Origin of the sequence: Embleya sp. NBC_00888 (assembly GCF_045207655.1) — a bacterium.
In the GTDB taxonomy this organism is placed as follows: domain Bacteria; phylum Actinomycetota; class Actinomycetes; order Streptomycetales; family Streptomycetaceae; genus Embleya.
Genome location: NZ_CP108785.1, coordinates 5,554,049 through 5,578,761 on the forward strand (window position 1 = coordinate 5,554,049; position 24,713 = coordinate 5,578,761).

The 24,713-nt window shown below is 71.0% G+C and carries 27 protein-coding genes and 1 pseudogene; 17 read left to right on the forward strand and 11 right to left on the reverse strand.

What is annotated here, in order from left to right; genetic code table 11:
• Positions 1 to 62: 62 nt before the first annotated feature.
• Positions 63 to 1,199, reverse strand: a complete 1,137-nt coding sequence (locus OG948_RS58745; RefSeq protein WP_331773245.1) for an IS30 family transposase — start codon at positions 1,197 to 1,199, stop codon at positions 63 to 65.
• A 167-nt stretch (positions 1,200 to 1,366) separates the two neighbouring features.
• On the opposite strand from OG948_RS58745, the gene OG948_RS58750 reads away from it, so the two are divergent.
• The 11 genes from OG948_RS58750 to OG948_RS58800 all read left to right on the forward strand — a co-directional run bounded on the left by OG948_RS58750 (position 1,367) and on the right by OG948_RS58800 (position 9,635).
• Positions 1,367 to 1,819, forward strand: a complete 453-nt coding sequence (locus OG948_RS58750) for a hypothetical protein (protein ID WP_331773246.1) — start codon at positions 1,367 to 1,369, stop codon at positions 1,817 to 1,819.
• 200 nt (positions 1,820 to 2,019) lie between these two features.
• Positions 2,020 to 2,370 (forward strand): hypothetical protein, encoded by a 351-nt coding sequence (locus tag OG948_RS58755; RefSeq protein WP_331773248.1) that lies wholly within the window; start codon positions 2,020 to 2,022, stop codon positions 2,368 to 2,370.
• Positions 2,371 to 2,431: 61 nt separating this feature from the next.
• Complete coding sequence (locus tag OG948_RS58760) at positions 2,432 to 2,941, forward strand: DUF317 domain-containing protein (RefSeq protein ID WP_331773249.1); 510 nt, start codon at positions 2,432 to 2,434, stop codon at positions 2,939 to 2,941.
• The gene (locus OG948_RS58765; protein ID WP_331773250.1) at positions 2,938 to 3,660 is read left to right on the forward strand and encodes a DUF317 domain-containing protein; all 723 of its coding nucleotides are present in this window, start codon (positions 2,938 to 2,940) and stop codon (positions 3,658 to 3,660) included. The genes OG948_RS58760 and OG948_RS58765 overlap by 4 nt, the downstream gene beginning before the upstream one ends.
• A 209-nt stretch (positions 3,661 to 3,869) precedes the next feature.
• Positions 3,870 to 4,841: a hypothetical protein gene (locus OG948_RS58770; protein WP_331773251.1), complete on the forward strand. Its 972-nt coding sequence runs from the start codon at positions 3,870 to 3,872 to the stop codon at positions 4,839 to 4,841.
• Between the two features lie 51 nt (positions 4,842 to 4,892).
• Complete coding sequence (locus OG948_RS58775; protein WP_331773252.1) at positions 4,893 to 5,477, forward strand: hypothetical protein; 585 nt, start codon at positions 4,893 to 4,895, stop codon at positions 5,475 to 5,477.
• Positions 5,478 to 5,581: 104 nt separating this feature from the next.
• Entirely contained in the window at positions 5,582 to 6,583 is a 1,002-nt protein-coding gene (locus OG948_RS58780; RefSeq protein ID WP_331773253.1) for a hypothetical protein, read from the forward strand.
• Positions 6,584 to 6,690: 107 nt separating this feature from the next.
• The gene (locus OG948_RS58785) at positions 6,691 to 7,521 is read left to right on the forward strand and encodes a hypothetical protein (RefSeq protein WP_331773254.1); all 831 of its coding nucleotides are present in this window, start codon (positions 6,691 to 6,693) and stop codon (positions 7,519 to 7,521) included.
• Between the two features lie 34 nt (positions 7,522 to 7,555).
• A complete protein-coding gene (locus OG948_RS58790; protein WP_331773255.1) occupies positions 7,556 to 8,011 on the forward strand; it encodes a hypothetical protein in 456 nt (151 codons plus the stop codon).
• Between the two features lie 80 nt (positions 8,012 to 8,091).
• Positions 8,092 to 8,934 (forward strand): hypothetical protein, encoded by an 843-nt coding sequence (locus OG948_RS58795; RefSeq protein ID WP_331773256.1) that lies wholly within the window; start codon positions 8,092 to 8,094, stop codon positions 8,932 to 8,934.
• Between the two features lie 44 nt (positions 8,935 to 8,978).
• The gene (locus OG948_RS58800; protein WP_331773257.1) at positions 8,979 to 9,635 is read left to right on the forward strand and encodes a hypothetical protein; all 657 of its coding nucleotides are present in this window, start codon (positions 8,979 to 8,981) and stop codon (positions 9,633 to 9,635) included.
• 61 nt (positions 9,636 to 9,696) lie between these two features.
• On the opposite strand, the gene OG948_RS58805 is transcribed toward OG948_RS58800, so the two are convergent.
• From OG948_RS58805 to OG948_RS58835, 7 genes are all read right to left on the reverse strand, one after another.
• A complete protein-coding gene (locus OG948_RS58805; protein WP_331773258.1) occupies positions 9,697 to 10,428 on the reverse strand; it encodes an A24 family peptidase in 732 nt (243 codons plus the stop codon).
• 783 nt (positions 10,429 to 11,211) lie between these two features.
• Complete coding sequence (locus tag OG948_RS58810; RefSeq protein WP_331773650.1) at positions 11,212 to 11,439, reverse strand: hypothetical protein; 228 nt, start codon at positions 11,437 to 11,439, stop codon at positions 11,212 to 11,214.
• Positions 11,440 to 11,618: 179 nt separating this feature from the next.
• Positions 11,619 to 11,750, reverse strand: coding sequence for a hypothetical protein (locus OG948_RS58815; protein ID WP_331773259.1), 132 nt, complete (start codon positions 11,748 to 11,750; stop codon positions 11,619 to 11,621).
• Positions 11,751 to 11,890: 140 nt separating this feature from the next.
• Positions 11,891 to 12,121, reverse strand: a complete 231-nt coding sequence (locus OG948_RS58820) for a helicase associated domain-containing protein (RefSeq protein ID WP_331773260.1) — start codon at positions 12,119 to 12,121, stop codon at positions 11,891 to 11,893.
• Between the two features lie 292 nt (positions 12,122 to 12,413).
• Positions 12,414 to 13,553 (reverse strand): S1 family peptidase, encoded by a 1,140-nt coding sequence (locus OG948_RS58825; protein WP_331773261.1) that lies wholly within the window; start codon positions 13,551 to 13,553, stop codon positions 12,414 to 12,416.
• A gap of 440 nt (positions 13,554 to 13,993) precedes the next feature.
• Complete coding sequence (locus OG948_RS58830) at positions 13,994 to 14,227, reverse strand: hypothetical protein (RefSeq protein WP_331773262.1); 234 nt, start codon at positions 14,225 to 14,227, stop codon at positions 13,994 to 13,996.
• A 359-nt stretch (positions 14,228 to 14,586) separates the two neighbouring features.
• Positions 14,587 to 16,995, reverse strand: coding sequence for a tetratricopeptide repeat protein (locus tag OG948_RS58835; RefSeq protein WP_331773263.1), 2,409 nt, complete (start codon positions 16,993 to 16,995; stop codon positions 14,587 to 14,589).
• Positions 16,996 to 17,180: 185 nt separating this feature from the next.
• Between OG948_RS58835 and OG948_RS58840 the strand changes: the two genes are divergently transcribed.
• Both OG948_RS58840 and OG948_RS58845 read left to right on the forward strand, forming a co-directional pair.
• Positions 17,181 to 17,339: a hypothetical protein gene (locus tag OG948_RS58840; protein ID WP_331773264.1), complete on the forward strand. Its 159-nt coding sequence runs from the start codon at positions 17,181 to 17,183 to the stop codon at positions 17,337 to 17,339.
• A 194-nt stretch (positions 17,340 to 17,533) separates the two neighbouring features.
• Positions 17,534 to 17,689 (forward strand): hypothetical protein, encoded by a 156-nt coding sequence (locus OG948_RS58845; protein ID WP_331773265.1) that lies wholly within the window; start codon positions 17,534 to 17,536, stop codon positions 17,687 to 17,689.
• Between the two features lie 50 nt (positions 17,690 to 17,739).
• Here the strand turns inward: OG948_RS58845 and OG948_RS58850 are convergent, their stop codons facing one another.
• The 3 genes from OG948_RS58850 to OG948_RS58860 form a co-directional block, all read right to left on the reverse strand.
• A complete protein-coding gene (locus OG948_RS58850; RefSeq protein ID WP_331773266.1) occupies positions 17,740 to 17,934 on the reverse strand; it encodes a hypothetical protein in 195 nt (64 codons plus the stop codon).
• 348 nt (positions 17,935 to 18,282) lie between these two features.
• Positions 18,283 to 19,203 carry an IS3 family transposase gene (locus OG948_RS58855; RefSeq protein WP_331773651.1) on the reverse strand — a complete coding sequence of 307 codons (921 nt, stop codon included), beginning with the start codon at positions 19,201 to 19,203 and terminating at the stop codon, positions 18,283 to 18,285.
• Positions 19,200 to 19,508 carry a transposase gene (locus OG948_RS58860; RefSeq protein ID WP_331773267.1) on the reverse strand — a complete coding sequence of 103 codons (309 nt, stop codon included), beginning with the start codon at positions 19,506 to 19,508 and terminating at the stop codon, positions 19,200 to 19,202. Before OG948_RS58860 ends, OG948_RS58855 begins: the two co-directional genes overlap by 4 nt.
• A 589-nt stretch (positions 19,509 to 20,097) precedes the next feature.
• Between OG948_RS58860 and OG948_RS58865 the strand changes: the two genes are divergently transcribed.
• The 4 genes and pseudogenes from OG948_RS58865 to OG948_RS58880 all read left to right on the forward strand — a co-directional run bounded on the left by OG948_RS58865 (position 20,098) and on the right by OG948_RS58880 (position 24,528).
• Positions 20,098 to 20,448, forward strand: coding sequence for a hypothetical protein (locus OG948_RS58865; protein WP_331773652.1), 351 nt, complete (start codon positions 20,098 to 20,100; stop codon positions 20,446 to 20,448).
• 459 nt (positions 20,449 to 20,907) lie between these two features.
• Positions 20,908 to 21,147, forward strand: a pseudogene (locus OG948_RS58870) (L-rhamnose mutarotase); the annotation flags it as partial.
• 655 nt (positions 21,148 to 21,802) lie between these two features.
• Entirely contained in the window at positions 21,803 to 23,572 is a 1,770-nt protein-coding gene (locus OG948_RS58875) for a substrate-binding domain-containing protein (protein ID WP_406300851.1), read from the forward strand.
• 95 nt (positions 23,573 to 23,667) lie between these two features.
• Positions 23,668 to 24,528: a sugar phosphate isomerase/epimerase family protein gene (locus OG948_RS58880; RefSeq protein ID WP_331773268.1), complete on the forward strand. Its 861-nt coding sequence runs from the start codon at positions 23,668 to 23,670 to the stop codon at positions 24,526 to 24,528.
• Positions 24,529 to 24,713: the final 185 nt, after the last annotated feature.

Genomic DNA, 24,713 nt, shown 5'->3' on the forward strand with positions numbered 1-24,713 from the left:
GGGTGTTGCGATGGCCAAGCCGCGTCGAACGGCGGATTCCAGTAATCGTCGCAACACGGTGATCATTCCAGTGTTGCGACGAGCCTAGCGAAGAGGTTCGCGGGGGTGTTCCAGTTGAGGGTCTTGCGGGGGCGGCTGTTGAGTTCGGCGGCGACGAAGGCGAGGTCCTCGGCGCCGAAGAGGGACAGGTCGGTGCTCTTGGGGAAGTACTGGCGGAGCAGGCCGTTCGTGTTCTCGTTCGAGCCGCGTTGCCAGGGGCTGGCGGGTTCGCAGAAGTAGACGGGAATGCCGGTGGCGCGGGTGAACTCGTCGTGCCGACTCATCTCGCTGCCCTGATCCCAGGTCACCGAGCGGGCCAGCTCGGCGGGGAGGTCGCCGAGGGCGTGGACGAGCGCGTCGCGGACCTGCTCGGCGCCCCGGCCACCGGGCAGGTGGAGGAGTTTGACGTAGCGGGTGGATCGGTCGACCAGGGTGCCGATCGCGGACCGGTTGCCCTTGCCGACGATCAGGTCGCCCTCCCAACTGCCCGCCACCTGACGGTCGTTGAGCTCCTCGGGGCGATGGCTGATCAGGGTGCCGGGGTCGATGAACCGGGTGGCGCGCTCGTCGGGCCGGCGGCGTCGACGGCGAGCGGGTCGGCCCGTGCGCAGGACGCCGGGGGTGCGCTCCAGGCCGCCGCGGTGCGGCAGATAGACGGCCTGGTAGACGGTCTCGTGCGCGAGGTGCCGCTCGGGCTCGTCCGGGAAGGCGGTGCGCAGGGCCTGGCAGATCTGCTCCGGGCTCCACCGCCGGTCCAGACGCTGCTGGATGAACTCCTTCAGCTCGGGGTCGCGCCGTATCTTGCCTTCCTTCGAGCGGGCGCGGCGCACGGCCGCCCGGCGCTGTGCCTGGTAGGGGTGGTATTTGCCGGTGCGTGGGTCGCTGTTGCGCCGCACCTCCCGGCTGATCGTGGCCGGGCTGCGGCCGAGTTCCCGGGCGATCGCGCGCAGCGAGTTCCCGGACCGGAGCAGATCGGCGATGACGAGGCGCTCGTCCTCGGCCAGGAACCGGTCCGAAGTGCCGTCGCGACGGCGCTCCTCGGTGATCGGCGCGTAAACACGCTCGCGCCCGGTACGGTCGACCGCCTTGCGTCCGTACCGCCAGCGGGTCCCGGTCCTGCGGTTGATCCCCACCTCGCGGCACGCCGCCGAGTTGCTCATCCCTTGCGCCATGAGGCGAAGGTATTGATCACGCTTGTCCGCCAACGGAGCAGGTCCGCGCTTCTTCGATGTTCGACGCGGCTTGGCCATCGCAACACCCCGCAGGGTCAGGTGTTGCAACCACCTTTAGAACCCAAGCCATTAGAAACACCCGGGGCCCGGAACCGGTGCCGATCACGCTCGCGGAGCGTGCGGACGGCGCCCTGCGGGCCCACGAGGCCTACGGCCTGTTCCGCGCGAACGTGTTCACGCACATGCGCCGCAGCGAGCCGTGGCGGATGCTCGCCCGGATGCTCGAGGTGGACCCGGAGGTCATCGTCCGCGAACGGGGCCCCGACCTGATCTGGTTCCTCCACGTGCCCGACGGCACGCGCCGGCACACGTTCTGGGTGCCGCCCGCCCCCGACGAGCCCTCCCCGGAGGACGTGTTCACGGTGTGCTGGGTGAGCGAATGCCCCTGCTGCGACCGGCCGATGCCCATGGTGGAGATCACCAACCTCGCCGACCTCGGCCGGGTCCTCGACCCGGACTACGCCGACGAGGTGATCGAACGCGCGGTCGCCGGCCCCTACATCGGCCAGGCCCGATTCCACACGGCGACCTGCGACCGCTGGTTCTGACCCCCGACACCCGATTCCGAACCCATCACCTCCCGACGGGAGCCCGTCGTGATCACCTCCACATCCACCATGTCCGCCGCGAACGTCATCGGCGCCGACATCGACTGGGCCGTGACCTACCGCCTGCCCACCACCCCCGCCGACCAAGTCCTATCCACGAAGCCCTCGGCGACACATCCGCAGACCCCGACCGGGCGCTCGTGGACTTTCGGGACACTCCGCCCGGCACCGACGCGGCCCCGGGCCTGGCCCGACTGATCGCCCGGATCGTCCACACCGCCGACGTTCTCAACATGCTCGACAACTTCGGCGCGGACCCGCGGGACATCGACCCGGCAGCCGCCCGCCTCTCGGACCCGTACGGCCTTTCCCGGGCCGGGCGAATCGCCCGCGACGCCGCCGTCAACGCCGCCCGCCGCGAGAGCACCGCCGAAGAACTACGCGGCCTCCTGGACACCTACCGGCGTGCCATCGCGCCCGACCCGGCCGCCCCGCACGACCCGTCCGGGACCACCGCCGGCGTCCGCGCCGACGCCGGCCCGAGGCCCTGACCCCGCCTGGTCGTGCGCCCGGCCCGGGCGCACGACCCCACCGAACCGAGAGGACGACCCCGTGAACAGCGAGGAACACGCCCACGTCGAGGACGAGCCGGTGAACGACGACGAAGGCGCCTGCTTCGAGGACCCGGACAGCCGGATCGCGGTCAGGCCCTACCTGGCGGGTATCGGCGACAACACCGTCGGCGCGGTCTTCCGCACGCTGGAGGTGGCGGGCTGGACCATGGTCACCGACTCCTGGTGCAACGTCACCGCGTGGTCCCCGGACCGCCTGGCGAGGGTGCGGTTCCAGCCCGAGGACCCCGACTACCACCACCACGACAACCTGTGGCGGATCACCGTCGGCGACGGCAGGTACCAGCCCACCTGGCACACCACGTTCACCGACGACGTGCCCCATGAACTCGTCGAGACGTTCTGCCGCGCGATGACCGACCCCGCCGGCCTGGTCCGCCACCCCGAGGAACTGCCCGACCGCGCCGACCCGGTCCGCCCCACCCGCCCCCGACACCCCGGGGTCCGAATCCATCGACCGCACCCGCACGGAAAGGGACACGTGCGATGACACCAGAGGCGGAACTCCAGCTTCTGAAGCACCTGTACGACCCGGACGGCGACGTGAGCGTGCCCGCCTATCTGGCGGGCATCGGACACGGCACGGTCGGCGCGATCTTCGACACGCTCACCGACGCCGCCTGGACCCGCCGCGAGGACGACCCCGGCAACATCCACCTGATCGCCCCGGACCGGAACGCGTTCGTGTCCTGGCGGCCGGAACGCCCCCTCGACGATCCGGACCCGATCCGGATGGTCGTGGTGGGCGGCGCCGACCGGCGGATCGCCTGGCACGCCGGGTTCCCCGACGGCGTTCCCGAGGAGCTGATCAACGCGTTCTGCGCGGCCCTGTCCGCCCTCCCCGCCCGCGTCCGCCCGCCCGGCACTCCCGGCGACCCGGGGCCGGCGTTCGAGATCCTCACCGGCGCCGGCTGGACCCGCACCGGCGACACCGGCACACACACCCTCACCGCACCCGACAACCTGGCCACCATCACCCACACCACCGACCCCGACCCCGACCCGGCCCCGGGCGCGGCCCCGGACGGGGGAGCACGGTGGCAGGTCACCGTCGGCAACGCCCAGTTCACCGGTTCCTGGGAGGTCGAGTTCACCGGCCCGATCCCGGACGAGCCCATCACCGCGTTCTGCGCCGCGATGACCACCGACATCGTCCGCCACCCCGAGGACCTGCCCGACCACGTCCGCCGCCCCACCCGCACACCCTGACCCACCGCCCCACGGCACGGCCGCACTTCGCACGACCGCCGGGCGCCCGCCCCGCCACAGCACCCGGGCGGGCCGCCCCGGCCCCGGGCCCGTGACCACACCGGCCCACACCCACCACACCCCCTGCGCGTCGGCGATGCCCCCTGCCCGAACCCCGACCCGAACCGCCCGCCCGCGCCTATCGCCCGCCCGTCGAAGGAGGAACGACCGTGATCGTCCGCACCGCCCAGGACGTCCCCGAACTCCAGGCCGAAATGGCCGCGTGGGCCCACGACACCACCGGCCACGGCGCCACCGGCTACTTCACCACCTTGTTCACCGCCGCCGGCATCCACCGCCTGCCCACCGGACCCGCGTTCGCCGGACACACCGTGCCCGCCTCCGTCGCCCGCCACCTCGCCGACACGCTCGACCTGGCCGAGGCGTTCTACGTCACCGCCGACATGACGGCCCTGGCCCACCACGCCGCCCGCAGCCTGACCGACTACACCTTCACCGTCGAGGACCTGCCCGCCCCCGCCGGCCTCCTCGTCTTCCAGGACCCACCCGACGACAGCGACCGCAACGGCGTCAGGCGCCCGGTCCACGCGATCACCTGGGGCCCCCAACGCGGCACCACCGCCGTCGACTACTGGACCCGGCACTACACCGCGATGTACCCGGTCCCCCACACCGACACCCGACCCCGCCCCCACCCCACCCGCCCCGAACACCGCCTCCACCCCGTCCACACCCCCCACCACCACGACTTCGCCCTCTCCGCTGCACTCCACCCCGGCAGCCCCGTCGACGCCGCCTTCGGCGACCACAACGCCCACACCCTGCGCCTGCTCGCGGCCACCTGGCTCCTGATGGGCCAGACCATCGCGACCCACACGACCCGCGACATCCCCCGCGCCGCCCGCCGCCGCATCGCCCGCCTCACCCCCCGAACACCCGCCCGCGTACGGGTCATCGAGCTGCGCCACGCCCGCACATCCGGCGACGGCGCCGAGGAGAACACCCCGGGAACCCGCGCCTACCAGCACCGCTGGGTCGTTCGCGGCCACTGGCGCCGCTACCGCGCACCGCGCTTCAGCGACGAGGTCCGCGCCCGCCCCATCTGGATCGGCGACCACATCGCCGGCCCACCCACCGCGCCCCTGATCGGCGGCCAACGAGTCCACGTCCTCAAACGCTGACCCCACCCCCCGATCCCGCCCTCCCACACACCACGAACGGAGAACACCCCGATGCCCAAGCCGCCCACCCCCACGACCGCGCCCACCCCGCCGACCCCGCGTGGGATCGCCGCCTCGAAGCCGGGCACCCGGACCGTGATCGACCGCCTCGGCGTCACCCCCGGCGCCCTGCACGAGCGCCACGCCGACAAGTCCGACAGCCTCCACGGCCTGGCCGTGCTCATCGACACCATCGCCACCGACGTCGACCGCGCCACCACCACCCTCGTCGACGACATCCACCGCCTGATCGACACGCTCAACCGCGCGCTGGAAGCCGTTCCCCAAGGCCGCCTCCACGAGGCCGGGATCCTCCAGGGCGCCGGCCCCCGACTCGACGCCACCGCCACCCACCACGCCATCGCGGTGCGCGACCTCAACACCCTGGTCGACGCCTACAAGTACGCGACGGAACACACCACCACCACCGCGATCACCGCCGCCGCGCCCGCGAACGCGTCCGCCCGCCCGGCCGGCCCCGCACCGCGCCCCACCCGCCGACGGACGACCGCCACCGCCGGCGGCCCGTGCCCGTGCGTGTGCAACCACGGCGGATTCTGCGGCGGTTGCGGCCACGCCGGCTGCGGCGGCCGATAGGCCCCCGCACCCCCACCCACCGGCCCCGCCTCGCCGTGCCGCGTCGCGAACACCGCGAGGCGGGGCCGGCCCACCGCCCCACACCACACGAGGGAGAAGACCCCATGGGCATGCAGCCCACGCGTTTCAGCCACAACAGCCCCGGCCTGTACAACCCCGGCGAGCTCCGGGGCGAGCCCGCCCACGTCGCGGCCATCGCCCGCGCCCTGTGGGCCGCGCCCGGCGCCGGCAGATTCCACGTGCCCGTCGCCCCCGCGCGCCGTGGGCAGGCGTCGATGAGCGTGCACCCGGTCGTCGTGTTCTCGGCCGGCGAGTCAGTGGGCGTGAGCATCCACCCGCGCACCGAACTGGACGCCCCCCACGAGGGCGAGCCGATCGCGTACCTGACCCTGCGCGGGAGCGCCGTGCGCCCCGAGGTCGCCGTCCCCACCATCCGCGCGATCCTGGCTGGTGCCCCCGAGACCCGGGACCCCGAAACACCCACCCCCTGGGACGTCGCGGTGATCGTCGGGGCGGTCCGGCGCCGCCCCGCGCAGCCCACGATCACCACGCACCGCACCGACCCACCGGCCTGCGAGTTCCCCGCCCACGCGACCGTGTCGGTGTCGGGCCGCGACATCCACGTGGGCCGACGCGTCACGGACGGCCGCGAGGAATCGACCGTCACCCCCAGGGGCTGGTGGACGTACCCCGCCCTGGCGGCCGTCGTCGAGGCGATGGCCCAGCCCGCCCTGGACGAACCGGAGCGGCGCATGCACGAGGAATACGCCCCGGTGGTCGACGCCCTCAACGCCGCCGGGCACGTCGCCCGCGTCGCCGTCGACGCCGCCGGCTACCCCCTGATCCTCCTGGTCCTTCCCGACGGCTCCCGACTGCACATCGCCGACACCGAGCACGACGACGAACTCCCCGACAACCTCTGCGAAGTCGGGGCCTGGACCGCGATGCACCACCGCTGGGACGACCCGCCCACCGACTACATCCCCCAGGACCTCTTCCGGATCGAGCGCAGCGGCCCCGCCGACGACGCCCACATGGTCGAGGCCGTCACCGCCTACGTCCACGCCATGCGCGAGTACCTCTACCGCCGCCCGCCCACCACCTAGACCCACCCGGTGAACAGCGGGGCGAACGCCCCACACCCGCCCCGCCGTTCACCCCCACACCCCACCCGACCCGAGCCCCACCACGATCCACGTCCGGAGGACGAACCGTGACCGACACCCCCACACCCCGAACCCCCGCCGACGACACTCACACCCCCACCGACCCGACCGACCCGCCCGAGTCGTCGGGGCGCGCGTCCCTGACGTTCGCCCGACGCGAGCGCGCCCACGTCCGCCTCACCTCGCCGCTCCTGAAGAGCCCCCTGATCCCGTACACCGTGCTCGGCGTGCGGCGCGGCGAGGACAGGACGGTTGTCGCCGCCGTCGAGGGACGGCACGGCGACATCGACATCGTCCTCACCCCCCAGGGCCCGGCTGCGACGGCGTTCACCGCGAGGAACTGGAACGTCGACCCCCGCGAGGCCATGCGCTTCGTCCGCGACCGACTCGTGGGCATCCGCCCCGACCACGACAACGCGGCCCGCGTCGTCGGCGAGCACGCGTACGTCCGGGCCGTCGCCGACGGCATCGACTACGTCCACGTCCCGTTCACCGTCGTCGGCCTGCGCATGCCCGACGACACCGCGCTCGTCCTGGGCACGTTCCCAGGCGAAGCCGCCGACCTGGAACTCGCCCGCCTGTCCGACGGCACCGTGCCCTACGCCGACCGGATATGGGCCGTCGACGCCGACCACGCCCTGAGCCGCGCCGGTATCGCCCCCACCCGCGCGAAGCCGACCCGGTGGTGGAGCGTCCACGGCACCCACGACGACCGCGCGGTGACCTTCCACGCCACCATCCCGGGCGAGCCCGACCTCGACATACACCACCGGATCCCCGGCCTCGCCTTCACCCACCGGGACGTCGTCCGCGCCACCGGCGCCGAACGCGCCGTCCGCATCGCCACCGAACGCTTCCACGCCGGCATCCGCACCTGACCGCCACCCGAACGGACACCCCCAAGGAGTACCGATGGCATTTCCGGAACCCACCGACACCACAGGACCCCGAGGTCGGACCGAACCCGCCAACCGCTGGGCCCGCCGCAACTTCGAGGACCTGCCCGAACGCCGCCGAACGGCCGTCACCGCCGCCGCCCGCACCCTGTGGCGCGCCAGGACCCACACCCCCGCCAAGGCATGGGACGCGGCCCTCGACCAGGACTGGCGGACCCACATCACCGTCGCCGACGAGGACACCTTCTCCACGCTGTGCACACCGGTCCTGGGCGGCGGGACCCACACCGCCCACCCCCGCGACCACGACCACCAGGCCGTCCACCCCCTGTGCCGCACGATGGACCGCAACCAGCGGCTCACCCGATACCGGATCACCACGGGCGAGATCACCTGCCGCACCTGCCTGGAACAGCGCGCACGCCGCGCCGAGGTCGCCCCCTGCGCCTGCTGCCACGACACCCCGGCATGAACCCCCCGGGCCCGCCGCGCGACGCGGCGGGCCCCGGGGGCCGGTCCCGCCCGAACCCCGAAGCCCGAAGGGAGAAACGCATGCACACCCCCGACCATCCGGCCCGAGGAAGCGACGGGGACCCCGGCGCGGACGCCGCTCGGGAACTGATCGAATCCACCGGCGTCGACGAGCGGCACGTCCGTCGCGAACACCATCGGGCGAGACTGTCGAGCCTGTGCGACGACATCGTCCGCCGGGCCCAAGAACGCGACTACGACGAGACACGGGCCCAATTCCCCAACGAGACGATCCACCTGGAGAACGGACACACGCCCTATGTGCGCGTGCGCGACGCCGGGTGGCAGTGGGAGTTGCGCTACTTCCCGCCGTCCGCCGTCGAAATCCACGAGCGCGGCCTCGGGTACCGCGCCGGTTTCTCGTTCCACGACGACCTCGGCGTGCCCATCGAGGAGCTGGCCTCGATCACCGTGCACGACCTCCGCGCACGCCTCGAAGAGTGGATCAACGCCGGCCCTCGCAGCACGCCGTCGCCCGATCCGCACCACGACCCCCACGCCCAAGTACTGGACGATCTGCGCGGATCCATGGACGACGGATACGACCAGGACCACGTGAACACCGTCCTGGGACGCCTCAACACCACCTTCGGGACCCGCCTCGTCTGCCTCTGGGACTACGTGGACCCCTACGGGTTCGGCGGCGACTCGAACTTCTACCTGGAGGACGACGACGGCGGCCGACTGCGTGAACTCGTCGGCGATCTGTGGGGATGGCTCAACCACCCCGCGGCCGACCCCGAGGCACCGCAGGCGCCGGGCAGGCCCGCCGACTGGCGCGGAACCGCCGCCACCGACATCGACCCGGTCGCGGCTACCGACCACCACCTCAACCGCGCCCGACGCGACCTCCGCCACGCGTAGCCCCCGTACCCCCGACACCCGCACGACGACAAGGAGAATCGGCAATGGACGACGAGTACTACGCCATCCTCACCGTCATCGACTGCTCCCCGGACAGTTCGGCCGAACTCGGCGATCACCTGCGCGACGCGGGATTCATGACCGACACCGAGCGCTACCGCACCGACCCCGACACGGACGCGCCCCAGCTCACGCCGGGCCAAGACCTGACGGCCTACGGCATCAACGCCGACGGCGTGCAGGGCCTCCTCGACGAACTCACCGCGCTGGATCACAAACTCGCGTACGTCGCGCGGACCGAAATCGACCGAGGCGAGCCCGGCGACCTGTTCGTTCGCGTCCCGGGACTCACCTGGCAGGGCCCGTGCGACCGATCCGGCACCCCGATGGTCGACGCCGACACCGTCGCGGCGATCGCAGCCGAACCCGACCCCGGCATCCGCACGGAACTGCTCGACGCCTCCACCGGCCACAGCGTCCGCACCGCGCTCGCGGCACTGCAATACACCCGCGACCTGCTCGCCCTCGCCGCCGACCTCGGCATCGGTGAAGGAGACCTCGACGACGCCGTCCACACCGCCTTCGGCGAACAGGCCGCCTCCGTCAACAACGGCGGCATCCCCGCCCAACTCGCCCTCCTCACCGAAGGCACCCGTGACCGCGACGCCATCCGGGCCCTCCTGGAGAACCTGCGCCCCTGACCCCGGACCCGGTCCGCGAAACGGAAACCGGCACCCCGCCCCGGGGCGGGATGCCGCCGCGTCAGGTACCGCCGATCGCGAGCGCGACGCACGCGCCCGCGATCATGAACGGCCCGAACGGCACCCGCCCTCCGCGCCCACCCCGACGCACCACGAGCATCACCCCGGCGTACACACCCGACACCACGAACGCCGCACACGCGCCCACGAGCACACACGACCAACCCACCCACCCCAACGCCGCGCCGACGACCAGGGCGAGCTTGACGTCACCCATGCCCATCCCACCCACCAACGCCGGCACCAGATGGAAAGCCCCCAGCACCAGGCCCGCCACCACCGCGCGAACGAACGCCCCGGGACGGGCCTGCGCCGCGGCGACGCCCGCGAGGACCACGACCAGGCCGACGCCGGCGACCAGGACGAGCCGATCGGGAAGCCGGTGGACCGCGGCGTCGACCAACGCCAACGCCACGGCGAACGGCACCAACCAGCACCATGCGATCGCCGTCCACGGCGGAGCCGCCACGGCCACCGCGCCCACGAAACCCAGCCCCGTCGACACCTCCGGCACCCCAGGCGCCGGACCCAGGCGCACCCGACACCACCGGCAGCGCCCCCGCGCGGACAACGGCCGCACCGTGACCGGGCCCGGCACGGGAACCGCCCCGCCACAGCCGGGGCAGGCCCGGCGAAGCGGTTCGCCGGCGGGCACCGCGTGCTGGAAGACCACCGAGCGCACGAACGATCCCAGACCGGCCCCGGCCGCGAACACCGCCACGAATATCACCATCACCCGCCATCCTCACAGCAACCCCCGCCCCTCACCGGCCCGCACCGCGAGCACCGACGGCCCCGGTAACCCGCGACGCGACCCCTCTTCTGCTTGTCGGATCCGCGGAGTACCCTTCCCGGTCCCGAACCTGGGAGGTCACGTGTGGGTCATCCGTGAATGGACCAACGACGAAGGCCACACCTGCAAAGCCGTCATGAGCGAAGAGTCCGCAGCCCGCTCCGACGAGGAACTCCGCGCGATCCACCGCCGCCTCGAACTCCTCGCCCGACAACCCCCCGACCCCGCGCTCGAACCCGTCAACCATGTCCTCAACAGCAACCTCGACGCCTTCGTCCTGGAACGCCTCGAAGCCTCAACACACCCGGCCGGCACATCGGCCTCGACGACCCGGTCCCCGGCCTGCTCCGCCCGGACCCGGACCCGCAGCTGGTGGAGACCATCAACCGCATGTTCGACCAACACATCGAGACCATCGCTCAGAGGATCAGGCGCGGCGAGACACCCTGACCCGTCCACGGGCACCGACCGGTCGTCCTCCCCTCCACCGAAGTGCCCGCGCGACGAACAGGAATGGCTCCGGCCACGCGTTGCCGCGGCCGGAGCCATTCCCTCGTCTCCGTCGCGGGGCACAGCCCGCACAACACGCCACGAGGCGAAAAGTGTGGACCCCGCAAAGGACACCCACCCACCGTTACACCAACGCGGCCCCCGGCGCGCGCACTTCACCCGAACGAGACCGACACGCCCGCCCGAACGACAGACCCCACCCGGGAACGGGGTTCAGCGGTAGTCGTCCTCGTCCGGTTCCACCACCCGCGCCTGTTCGGCCGCATCGGCCGCATCGGCCGCGCCGGCGGCAGCCGGATCGAAACCCGTGAGTCGGTCGTCACGCCGCGGCGTGAGGCCGGCGTGTCGTTCCGCCGCGTCCGCCTCGGGAACCTCGACGTCGATCTCGACCACGTGGGGATCCTCTTCGAAAGTCGAAGGATCCGAAGGGTCAACAGACATGGTCGCCTCCCGGTGGAACGTCGGCACCGTCATCGCCGAGTCGATCACGACACTAACCAGAGAAGAACGAAAGACCCGGGAAGACGCCGCCCAACACCGGGACGTGGCGTCCCGGTATGTTGCGCTCGAAACCGACGTGGTCACGGTGACCGTTCGGCGAACGGAACTGCCCTGGGCGTTCAGGCCCGGGTGGCCTCGTTGGCCGCCGCTTCCAGGGTCCGTGCCGCCGACCCGAGCGAGGCGAACGCCTCCCCGAGCCGGAAGCTCATGTCGGGTGTCAGCTCGTCCGACCCGGCGACGGCGTCGTACACGCGCTGCCGAAGCGCCTGGGTTCGGCAGCAAGAGTGCGTGGATGACTGTCGGAAACCTCGGGCGTGGCTCTCCCTGGGGTACAGCGGATGGGGGACCGGGCTATGACCCCGACCCCGCCCAGGGGTTCGGAAACCGGTACTCACGTCCATCGCACGCCGAGTTCGTCGAGCGCGGTGCTCCGCTCGGCCGGAAGCTTCGCTCGCCTGGACCTGGTGGTGGTGATCCACACCCCGAGGCGCACCTGTTCGGACCATCCGTCGAACGCCACCACGGTTTCCACATGGCGGCGTGGGACTTCGAGGTTCCCGACCCGCTTACGGAAGGCCCCCGGCCGCGCCCCCTTCGAGACCCGCTCCTGGTCCTTCGACACCACCCTCATCGAAGTGGCCGGCAACACACGGATCGTCCCCCGACTACCGCCGCACCCCAGGTTCCCTGCTGAACCGGACCACGCTCCTTCGATCGCGGTTCGCCACGCTGCCGTGGCCGCGCCCGAACAATCACGCACGGGCCCAGGTGCATTGCCGGTCGTGACTCGGGTAGTCGTCCGGTGCTGCCGGCTTCCCCGTGGTCGGCACTCGCGCGGTCCGACGCCCGCTCACCCCCGTCCGGCCGTCGGACCGCGCCCTTCCCGAAGGGAGTCGCCCGGATTCTCGGTTCGCCTATCCGGTGCGCAGGCTGATGCCGAAGTTGTTCAGGATCGGCCGGATCGGCACGTACGAGACGCCCTCGAAGCATTCCGTCGGGCCCGCGACGCCGTCGCCCTCCGGCGGGCAGACCACCCAGGTCCCGTACGAGGCGCTGATGATCCCGCGGGCCGTCATCTTCGGTCCGTACGTTCCGTCCGACGACGCGACGATGGGGCCGCCGCTGTCGCCCAAGGCGAGGGCAATGTCCGTCGGGAAGACTCGCTTCGCCTGCACGCAGGGAGATACCCGGACGCCGGTGTTGATGTCGCACGTGGTGTCATCGTTGATGATCTTCAGATTGCATCGGATGCCGGACATGGCCCCGGAGCCGCAGATGTAGTCGCCGGTCCAGTTGGTGGCGGATCCGTCCACGATCTTGCCCCACTGGGTGTCCCAGGGGCCGTCGTAGTAGTACTCGGCGGAATATCCGTTGGCGATCTTAATCACGGCCGCGTCCATCGACGGGCGAGCGCCCCAGACGTCGCCGATGGGTTCTTCGGCCCAGTCACTGTAGAGGCCCTGCGCGCCGCAGTGGTTCGCCGTGATGAGGAATGACCCGGCTCCGGAATACGCGCCGAACCCCGAGGAGCAGAACTTCTTGGTGGGGGTGTACAGAGCGGCGCCGCCCTTCCACGGGGAGGCGTCGTTCTGTCGCGTTGCCGCGGGCACGGGGGCGGGTCGGCGATGCAGGATCACGGGAACCTTGAGGTCGGCCGTCATTCGCCGGCCGATGTCGGACTCCGCGGCGGGTGGTTCGGCGGTGTCCGTAGCGAGGCCCGGTTGCAGCGGTGCGGCCTCGATGTCGTAGGCCACGTCGAGTCCGGTCCCGTCCGAGAGGGCGGTGACGGACCCCGCCCGCAGACCTCGTGCGGCCAGGGACGCCGGGTCGCGGGTGTCCTCCCGGGCGAAGAACGCGTCGCGGGCGACGCTCAGTTCATGCTTGGAGTACGGCGCCGGCAGGATCCGACCCGTGATGCCGCGCGGCGCGGCGTCAAGGATCCGACCGATCCTGGCGGGGGCCTCCCCCTTCCAGTAGACGGATATCTTGCCCTGCTCTGCGTCCAGGACGATCCCCGCGAAGCCCGGGACGTCCTTCCGGCGATCCTCCGGCACGTTGATCAGCTGATCGGCGATGCGGCTCAGGACGGCCGAGTTCCTATGGATGAGCCGATCCTGCGGGGTGTCTCGGAGTTGATTCGACGGGGTCGGGTTCGATGCCCCGGGCCCGTCCGCCGCGGATGCGGTCGGAATCCCGGCCGTGAGGCCGAGCACTAGAGCCGCGGACACGAGCAGTGGAATGCCCCGTAAGCGACTTTTAGAACGTCGATCCATGATTCACCATTTTTCCATGGGATTCGATCGGTGGAATTATCGGGTTCGCGGCCGCCTCGAAAGAGAGCGGCTCTTTCCCGACCGCTCGATCCAACCGGATGGATAATGATGGCGACAGGAGCTTTCCGGCCATATCGACTACTGGGAGTGACCCGCGACGAAATCGCCTCGAACAGGAAGACGGCAAGGTCCGGCCGTTCCCTTTCCGCTCCTGATCACACTCAGGACTGGGTGACGCTCCCGTCGCCGGCGACACGGAGTTGTGCGGTGTAGTCGACTCCGCAGTTCCCACCGCGGCGGATCGTTCGGGGCGTGATCGTGAGCCGTGAGGCCACGGGATCGCCGGCCGTCGAGGTACTCACCTGCACCGTCGTCTCCACGGGCTCCGCCGTCAGGGCCGAGTCGAGGACCCGACCGACTCGACCGGACCCTTCCCGGGCGGGCAGCAGCGTCACGGACGGTTCCTCGCACGATCCCGCCCTGCAGAGGCGTATGGAGATGTCGGTGACGCGATCGGCGACGTCGGGAGCGATGTCGAACATCAGGGAGGGCGACTTGTCGGCGGTGCAGACGGTATCCGGATTCGATGCCGCACATCCTCCCAAAACAACCGTCATGACAACAATGGCTGCGGTCTTCGATAATCCTCTGTTCACGACTCGATCCTTCCATAGGGCCGTGCAGAGGCGAACCATCCCGCTTCGAAAGCAAATGCCTGTGATGACGTTCGCGCGTGAGCGTTCGAATCGCCGGATCCCAACCGCATGACGTCAGAGCGACTCAATCCAAGCCCCCGCTGCCGCCTGATGCCGGTTCATTCCTCGAAGGGTGGAAGGTCGTCGTCGGCGTCGAGACCACGACGGAGCAAGACACGTTCGACGCTGTTGCGATCCCCCACGTCCTCCAGCGCGTAGGCGTGTCCGGCGTCGGCGACTCGGCGGTATAAGCGTTCGGCGCCTTCCCGGTCCCCCGCCTCCTCCAGCAGCCTGCCCAGGTCCGTCAGCGCGTGGGGTTGTCCGGTGTCGGCGGCTTGGCGGTATAGGCGTTCGGCGCCTTCCCGGTCCCCCGCCTCCTCCAGCAGAAGGGCCATGTGCTTCAGCCCGGCGGTGTTTCCGGCGTCGGCGACTCGGCGGTACAGGCGTTGGGCGCCTTCCCGGTCCCCCGCTCCCTCCAGCAGCCTGCCCAGGCGTATCAGTACGCCGGTGTCTTCGGTGTCGGCGGCTTGGCGGTAGAGGCGTTCGGCGCCTTCGTGGTCCCCCACCTCCCCTCGCATCCAGGCCAGGATCCCTAGCGCGTCGAGGTTTCCGGCGTCGGCGGCTTGGCGGTAGAGGCCTTCGGCGCCTTCCAGGTCCCCCACCTCCTCCAGCAGGTTGGCCAGGTCCATCAGCGCGTAGGGTTCTCCGGCATCGGCCGCTTGGCGGTACAGGCGTTGGGCGCCTTCCAGGTCCCCCACCTCCTCCAGCAGGTTGGCCAGGTCCGTCAACGCGTGGGGTTCTCCGGCATCGGCCGCTTGGCGGCAGAGGCGTTCGGCGCCTTCCAGGTCCCCCGCCTCCCCAAGCGTCCAGGCGACGGCCCATAGCGCGTCGAGGTTTCCGGCGTCGGAGGCTTGGCGGTAGAGGCCTTCGGCGCCTTCCAGGTCCCCCGCAGCCCCCAGCAGCCGGGCCAGTCCTACAAGAGCGCGTGTATCGCACGTGTTCGCCGCTTTGCGGTACAGGCGTTCGGCATGGCGGAGCCGGAGCCTGTCGACTGCGGCTTCTGCGAGGTTGACAGTGTCGTCGGTGGTGTGGGCGTGGTCGTGGGCGGCGATCCAGAACGAGGTATCAGGGCACGAGGTGCTGCGGGTGCGCCGTGCGTGTTGTTCGAGGTAGTCGGCGAGGCGGTAGGTGGGTCCGTCGCCGGTGACGTCGCGGGTGCGTCTCCCCCGGGGGCGGATGCGGGTCAGGGGTGCGGTCGCGCCGTGGACCCGTTCGGTGGTGTGGGCGAGGGCTTGTTCGAACCAGTCGTCGTCGAGGGTGTCGGATTCGTGGTCGGTGAGGTAGGCGTCGGCGGCGTCCTCGAGGAACGCCTGTCGCAGGACGGGTCCGTGGCCGAGGCGTCGGGCGTCCATCGCCGCTTCGAGTACCGCCCGGGCGGCGGCCGGCGCCAACTCGAGGCGTTTGAGCAGCGCGAGCGCCCCCGCCAGATACTGCGTGACCCGCCCGTCGTCACCGGCCGCCAGGGCGTTTACCAACCGCGGATCCTCCACGGCGCGTTCTCGGACGGCGTCCAGGTCGGTGCCGGTGAAGGCCTCCGGAACCCGCAGATCGGTGCCCGTCAGCAGGGCCCGGGCCTGGGCGTGCGGATCCGGCGTCCCAGCCGCGGGGGTGGCGGTCAGGGTCGTCCAGTGGGGGTCGGGCCACAGCGTCGCCAGCACCAGCACCGGGCCGCGGGACCGGTCGCGCAAAAGTTCACGCACCTCGGCCGCAACACGTTCCCCGACCCCGACAGCTCCCAGATAGAACTGGGCCTCGTTCAACCACACGACCGTGCGCGGCCCGACGGCCGACAACTCGGCCAAGGCGGCCTCAGGCCGTCCGGGGGCGATGGGATGCCACAACCGCCACCCGTCCGGCACACCCCGGAGCGCTTCCCAGCAGGCGCGGGTCTTGCCGGTGGAGGACCCGGCCACCAACGTGACCATCACGCTCTCCCCGCCGACCGCGCGGTCGACCTCCTCGCGCAGCACCAGGTCGTGGGCACGGGGCACGTACACCGGCAACAGCGGCAACCCGGCCTGCGCGTGTTCGGGGGCGTCGATCGCGTGGTGGACCTCCAACGCGAACGGATCCGTGAACTCGCGAACCGGCCGCCCGACGAAACCACCCCCACCGTCCGTGGGTTCGCCGCGACGGGGCGCGCGGGGTCGTCCGGCGGGGCGGCGTTCCCGCTCGGCAGCCGTGCGCCGGCGTTCCCACCCCGCGGCCGGCGTCGCGACATGGGAGTGATCGATGCGGGCGGCCTCGCGCTCCAGCCATGTCACCAGGAACGCGAACCGCACCGGATCGGCCGGCACCCCGCGCCCGTTGAACCAGTCGCTGAGCACCGTCGTCCTCAACACCACCGCGGGTCGTTCCCCGGCGCCTCGGCGAACGAGTGTCGCGTACGTGGGCGACCCGGCCCGCTCCCACAACTCCCTGAGCGACCGCGCCAGTTCCGCCGCCTTGCCGCCCACATCCCCTGCCACGCACCCCGACCTTCCCGTCCGGTCCGGATCCGGTCCGGACGACCACCGGATAACCCACGCTCCCGGACCCAGCAGCCTAGAGACGGACGACCGGCCCGGGGACGGTCGCCGGAAAAACGTCCGTGAGCGCTCGATGGGGCGACGCGAACCCGCCCAGGGGTTCGCACCCACTCGGGGAGACCACCGTGAACGACGATCAGCCCACCAGCGACCCCACCCGCGCGAGCCGAGGCCGCCTGGTGCGTGTCGTCCGTACCCTCGCCGCAAGCGCCACTCGCGGCCTCGCCACCGGCGCGGGCACCGCCACCGGCACTTGGATCGTGTGGTGGATCACCCACCACTGACCCGTCGCAACGCTCGGCGCCGTCGCGGAAGCCGCAGCCGGCGAAGCCGACGACCACGCGGCCATGCCGTGCCGGGAGCCGCTCGAGCCAGCCGGAGCAGTCAGTGGGCAAGGTCGGTGACGGCCCGGACCAAAGGGGCGAACGAGCCGCACCTGGTCGTGAACTGGAGGGCGGCATGAACACCCCCCGCCCGGTTGCAGCGGTGCCGGGAGAAGATCTCCCGCGGCCAGGACGAACACGGTGAGACGCTGACCGGGCTCACCGCGTTCGTCGCCGAGCAGCGTGCCGCGAACGCCCGGATCATCGAACTGCTGACCGCCCTGACGGGCCAGGACCCGAACTCGCGTTAGCCGGGTCCAGGTCCACTCGCGCGATGCCGACCCGGCGACGCGCCCCGGGCCTATCTCCTGAACGCGGCGGGGAGGTCGTAGCGGGGGACGAGGTACCCGCCGAGCTCGTCGTCGTGACCGACCGCTCCGACCCCGACCAGGCGCCGGGCGGCGTCGAGGACCTGGTCGACGTCGGTCGGTGCGGTGTCCTCGCCGGGCAGCGGGATCGGCTGCTGCTCCAGGCACAGCAACACGAGCGCGGCCATGGTGCGTTCCCCGCGGGCCGGGATCAGGCCGTGTCCCAGGTGTGAGGTTCGGTTGTGGTGTCACTGGGATGTTCGGTTCTGTGTGTCACTGATGAGTGTTCTTGTTCATGCGGGTCGTGGTTGTTTCGGTCCTGGACCGTGGTGACACGTTTCCGAATCTCTGGGGACATGAAGCCGTATTGATCGGTGTCGTCTTCGTCGTGTCTCCTTCGCGTTGCGGGTGACGGAGGGTTGCGGGTGACGGAGGGTGGGGGACGCGTTCGCCGATGTCGAGAGGGTCGCCGTAGGCGGTCCGGGCGGCGCGGCAGTGGTCGGGTTGAGCTTCCCCCGTTGTGCGGGAGGTGTGGATTAGCTGGTCAGGGCGGGTTGCGGGGTTTTGATGATTGCCTGGTTGGCCGTCGCTTGTTCGGCGTAGTGCTTCTCCTCGTATTCGTCCGGGCTGAGCCGTCCCAGACGCTTTTGGATGCGTTTGGGGTTGTACCAGCCGTCGATGTAGGCGAAGAGCGCCAGGTTGGCCTCGGCACGGGTCTCGGCGACCCTGCCACGGATGCACTCGGTCTTGATGACGCTCCACAGGTTCTCGGCGAGGGCGTTGTCGTAGGAGTCGCCCACCGAACCCATCGAGGCGGCAACTCCGGCGCGCAGAAGGCGCGTTGTCAGTTTGATCGACGTGTACTGACAGCCGTGGTCGGCGTGATGGACCAACGTGCCGGGCGCGACTTCACGCCCGCGCAGGGCGTATTCGAGCACGGTCAGGACCAGGTCCGCGTCCGCGCGGGCGGACGTCTCCCAGGCCACCACCCGGCGCGAGAAGGCGTCGCGGATCGCGGCGAGCCACAGCGGTCCCTCGCCGGTCGGGATCATCGTCAGGTCGGTGACCCACAGCCGGTTCGGCACCCGGGCGGTGAAGTCGCGCCGCACGAGGTCGGGGGCGAGGTCCGCCGCCGGGTCGCGGCGGGTGAAGCCCTCGGGCCGCCGATTCGGGCTGATTCCTTGCAGGCCGGCCTCGCGCATCAGGCGTTCCACCCGTTTGCGGCCCACGCGCACGCCTTCGCGGGCGAGGGCGGCGTGCACGCGCGGGGAGCCGTAGGTGTGGTCGGATCCGGCGTGGATCGCGGTGATTCGCGCGGTGAGTTCCAGGTCGAACCTGCGTCGTTCGCAGGGGACTTCGGCCGAACGGCGCCAGCGGTAGTAGGTGGAGGCGGGGATGTGGAGTTCCCTGAGGACGGGCTCGGCCCCGAGGTCCTTGTGCTCGTCGAGGAACGTCAGGACCTGCGCAGGGTCGGGTCGAGCTCCCTTGCGAAAAAAGCGGAGGCGGCCTTGAGGATCTCGTTCGCCCGTCGCAGTTCCCGGTTCTCGCGTCGCAGCGCGGCGAGTTCCTCCTTCTCGGCGGTGGTCGCCGCCTCGCGTTCGCCGTGGTCGGCCTGGTCCTGGCGGATCCAGTTCCGCAGGGCCTCGGGATGGACGCCCAGGTCGTCGGCCATCCGGCGGATCACGGGCTTGGGTTCCGCGGCGCGATACATCGCCACGGCACGCTGCCGCAACTCGGGCGGGTACTTCTTCGGAGCGGGCATGTCGATGGCTCCCTTCTCATGACCCATCAGGCCACGGAATGCCGCCTTCCGCATCTCGGGGGAACCTCACGGTGCTGGGGTGGCCCGGGGTTGTCCGCAGGCCTGATCGGCCTGGTTGATCTGGTGTTTTCGCGGGTTCGGGGCTGGTGCCGGGTTTCGCAGGGCCGGTGGGCTTGGCGTTGGACGCTCCGGAGTTGCGTCTGCCGGTGAACCCGTCGGAGGCAGGGCCGTTGCCGGACCTGTCGGATCGACAAGGCTCGTTGCCGTTCGCGTTCCGGTTCCTGGTTTCGGTCGCCGGTACCGCCGGCATCCTGCGCGAGGACCTGTCGTACGACGAGGACGCGCAGACCGGCGTGTACGAGGATCTCTCGCCAGGCGTCTACATGACCGAGAACCCGCCCAAGGCCTACGGCCCCACCCAACCGTGTCGGGCCAGACGGACGCCCCCGACGCCCCCGGCACCAGGGCTGACTGAACCCGTCCGCCCACCCCGACCCCGTCGCTGCGCCGGGAGGGCCAAGTCCCGGTCCTGTCGGGTCGGTTCGACACGACCGCGGACCTGGTTGTGGAGGAGTTGAACCGGCGCGCCGTGCCGGTCTTCCGTACGGATCTGGGTGAGTTCCCCCTCGCTCTGTCCCTGGTCGCGACGTTCGACGGCACGGCCTGGTCCGGGTCGTTGCGCGACGACCGGCGCGATCTCGATCTCGCCACGGTGCGGTCGGTCCACTATCGCCGTCCGACCCGGCCGCGTTCCCCGCCGGCATGTCGGCGCCCGCGCGGCGGATTGCGGAGTGCGAGGCACGCTTGGGCTTCGGCGGGCTCCTGGCCGCGTTGCCGTGCCGCTGGATGCCGCCTGCGGGGCGGGCGGCGGATGCCGATTACAAGCCGCTGCAGTTGCGGGTGGCGGCCGAGTGCGGCCTTGTGGTCCCACGCACGCTGATCACGAACGACCCGGCCGCCGCCCGGACGTTCGCCGCCGACGTCGAAGGCCCGGCGGTGTACAAGCCGTTCGGCCCGGTGAGCGGGGTCGTCGATGGTGCCTCCGTCGCGGTGTACGCGAGCGTCGTTGACCCCGCCGAGTTGGAGGACCCCGCGATCGCCACCACCGCGCATCTGTTCCAGACGGCCGTGGCGAAGGCGTACGAATGCCGGCTCACGGTAGTGGCGGGCCGGGTGTTCGCGGCCGTGATCCACGCCGGCTCCGACGCAGCCCGGGGCACCGACCGGCTTGCCGTCGGCGTCCAACTCCTGCAAAGCCCACCGCTTGTCCGGCTCGACCACGCTCAGGTGCCGGTTCGTCGTCAGATCGAGGAACCGCGCCAGGCGGTATCCGGCACCACCATGAGGCGTTCGTGGTGTCGGTCCGCGATCAGCACGCCGACCGCATCACCGAGTAGGAGCAGTCCACCGCGAAGTCCCCGCCGAACTCACCCAGGCCATCCGCCGGACCGGCGCCACATCCTGGACCATCCGGCGCGGCGGTACCGACCGTTGCCACTCGTCGAATGCGAGGACTACGCCGCGCTGTTCGCCATCGTCGAACGATCCGGTCGACCTCGTGTGGCAGGCACGCATGGCGGAACTCCTCGACTGCTGCGCCGACAGAGCCGCCGCGGCTCTCCCCGTGGTGTGGCAGATGCGACCGTCGCCGGCGCGCACCACCACGTATGGGACCTGTCCGTGCGCGACCGAGACTGGACCACCGGCCCCGAACTCGCTCGGCTGCGAGACTACTTCACCCTCGCCGACCTACGACGTGCTGCGCGGCCTCGTCGCCGACGCCGGCCTACGACCTCGTCGCCCTCCCGCACCGACTGCCCGCCCTGACGGCCGCAGCCCCCGGCTCCTCGGCCTGACCTTCGTCCTGGACCACGCCGCGAAGCCGTCCATCGCATCCGGTGCGGCGGAACCCAGGTCGTTGCGGATCCGTATCCCTGGCCGGCCGTCCCAACACGGTGTGCAAACCGTGGTGCGGAATTCCCCTGGCACGTCGACTCCTCGGGGGGCTTGTCCGCCGGGCCGGCTCGGCCGGCGGCCCGGGCCTCCTGGGGCCTCGGCCACCGGCCAGTCAGGCCGCGCAGGTGCGCGCGTCGGCGCCGCCCGGGAAGGGGACGCAACTCCCTTTCCAGACAGGGGATCAGAATCAGGATCCGCTCGACCTGATCATTTGTCCAGTATGTGGAAGAAGTTTATTTCTCTTCGGGGAAAACTCTTCTGGGGTTGAGTAAAAGAGACTACGTTCCTGGCGAAACATCGACCACTGAGGGCGATTGTGCGGCGAAGGGACGCAACTTGTGACGACGCATCACGACAGACCGGCACTCGGGATCGCAACAGTCGGCTACTCGTTCATGGGCCGTGCGCATTCCCAGACGTGGCGCAACGTGAGTCCGTTCTTCGATTCGGCACATGCTCCGGCGATGGCCGCGCTGGTCGGCCGCGACCGTTCCGCCGTGACGACGGCGGCACGCAGGCTCGGTTGGTCCACCGCTCTCACCGACTGGCGCGAGCTGCTCGACCGCGACGACGACATCTGCACGCCCGGCGCCTCGCACGCCGAGATCGCCGTTGCCGCCCTCGCGGCGGGCAAGCACGTGCCGTGCGAGAATCCCCTTGCGAACTCCGTCGCCGAGGCCGAGGCCATGGCAGCCGGGGCCGACGCCGCCCGGGTCCACGGCGTGCGCGCCATGGTCGGGTTCAACTACCGGCGGGTGCCCGCACTCACCCTCGCCCGCGAACCCGTGGCCGAGGGCCGACTCGGCGAGATTCGACACGTACGTGCCCAGCACCTTCAGGACCGGATCGTCGTCCCCTCCTTCCCGCTCGTATGGCGCCTCGCCAAGAGCAAGGCCGGTTCGGATGCGCTCGGCGAGTTCCGTGCGCACATCATCGCCACCGCCCAGTTCGTCACCGGCCAACATCTCACCGGTGTCAGCGCGCTCACCGAGACGTTCGTGCGCCAACGGCCGCTGGGGGAGTCCGGATCGGAACACGGCGACGTCAGCGTCGACGACGCGGCCCTGTTCATCGGCCGCCTCTCCGGCGGTGGGCTCGCGTCGTTCGAGGCCACCCGCTTCGCCACCGGGCGCAAGAACAGCCTGCGGATCGAGGTCAACGGTTCGGCCGGCAGTACCGTGTTCGACTTCGAGCCCATGAACGAACTGCGGTTTGACGACCGGGCCGACGAGGCCCGCACGGCAGGCTTCCGCCGCATCCTCGTCCCCGAACCCGAACACCCCTACACCGGTGCCCGGTGGCCGCCGGGCCACGTGCTCGGCTACGAACACACCCTCACCCACCAGGCCACCGATCTGTTCACCGCATGTGCCGAACGCACGGAGCCCACACCCACGTTCGCCGACGGCCTGCAAGTCCAGCGCGTCCTCGCGGCCGTCGAGACCAGCGCCGACAACGGCAACGGATGGGTTCCCGTGCAGACCGGCAACGTCCCGGCGCCCGTCGGCGGCTACGCCTTCGGCGACACCGGCGCCCGGTTCCTGAAGGAGAAGGTCAAGCCCGGCGGGAAGATTCTCGCGCTGCGGGTCCTGCCCGGCGTCGACGTCCTGGAGAACCGCTGGGCCGCGGGCAAGCGTGTGCTGGAGCAGGGCGGACTCGACGTCGTCGACGTGAAGTTCACCGACGGCGACCCGGCCAGGACCAAGGCCGTCGTCAGCGACGCCATCCAGCGCCACGGCACCATCGACGGCGTCTGGATGGACGCCGGCGACACCGCCGTCGCGGCCGTGGAGGCGTTCGAGGACGCGGGCAGGAAGGTCCCGCCGATCACCGGCGAGGACCAGCAGCAGTTCCTGGAGGTCTGGAAGAAGAAGAACCTCACCGCGATCGCCCCGACCTACCCCTCGTACCAGTGGCGCACTCCGATCATCGCGGCTCTGAAGATCCTCAAGGGCGAGCCGGTACCCAAGGAATGGAAGCTTCCGCAACCCACCATCACGGCCGACAACCGCGATCAGTACCTCAAGCCCGGCATGCCGCCGCTGCATTACGCGATGTGCGGCTGCGGGACCCTGCCGGGCTACCTGGAGAAGTGGGGCGGCAAGTAGCGGAGCGGGCCCGGGCGGTCGTCCCGCTACCCCCGGTTCCGGCCCCGCACCGATCCCGCCGCCTCCGCGACCCCGCGACGACAAGGAGCACAGCCATGCGTGCGCTCGGTGTGAACACCTGGATCCGGACCTCCCCGTTCAACGATGCCGACCTCGTCGAACTCGCGCCTCGCGTCCGGGAGCTCGGTGTCAACGTGGTCGAGCTTCCGCTGGAGCAACCCGACGACTGGAGTACGGCGTCGCTCCGCAAGGTTCCCTTCGACCACGACCTGACGGCTGCGTCCGTCGCGGCGGTCATGTCGCCGGGCCGCGACCTCGTCGCCACCGACGCGGCCGGCCTGGGTCGGACCCGCGACTACCTGCGCCGCTGCGTCGACGCCGCCGCCGAGGTCGGCGCACCCGTCGTCGCCGGCCCCATGTACGCGGCGGTCGGCCGCACCTGGCGCACCACCGAGGCCGAACGCGCCCGCCTCCTCGACGAGTTCCGCGACGGCCTCGCCCCGATCGTCGAACACGCCCGCTCCGCCGGCGTCCTGCTGGCCGTCGAACCCCTCAACCGGTACGAGACCAGCGTGCTCAACACCGTCGCGCAAACCCTGGAAGCCATCGCCGAACTCCCCGCCGACGCCGTCGGCATCGCCCTGGACACCTACCACCAGAACATCGAGGAACACGACCTCGTCGGCGCCGTCCAAGCGGCGGCGGGCCGGATCGCGCACGTGCAGGTGTGCGCGAACGACCGCGGCACGCCCGGCACCGACCACCTCGACTGGCCCGGCTTCCTGACCGCCCTGGCGGCAGCCGGCCATCACGGTCCGCTCTGCATCGAGTCGTTCACCGCGCACAACGCCTCGATCGCGGTGGCCGCCTCCATCTGGAGACCTCTCGCCGCCACCCAGGACACGATCGCCCGCGACGGCATCGCCTTCCTGCGCGCGACCCTCGCCACGCTCTGACCCGTACGGCACCTCGCCAAAGTTCGACCAGCCGGCCACGGAAACCCTCGCCCAGTCCCGCTCACCCGCGATCCGCGTGGCGTGAGCAGCGCATCCCCGCGCGAAACGAGGAGAACCCATGCGCTCGATCGGTCCACCCTTCCCCAGAGGCACCTCGCGAACCACTCGAACCGTACGGTCGCTCG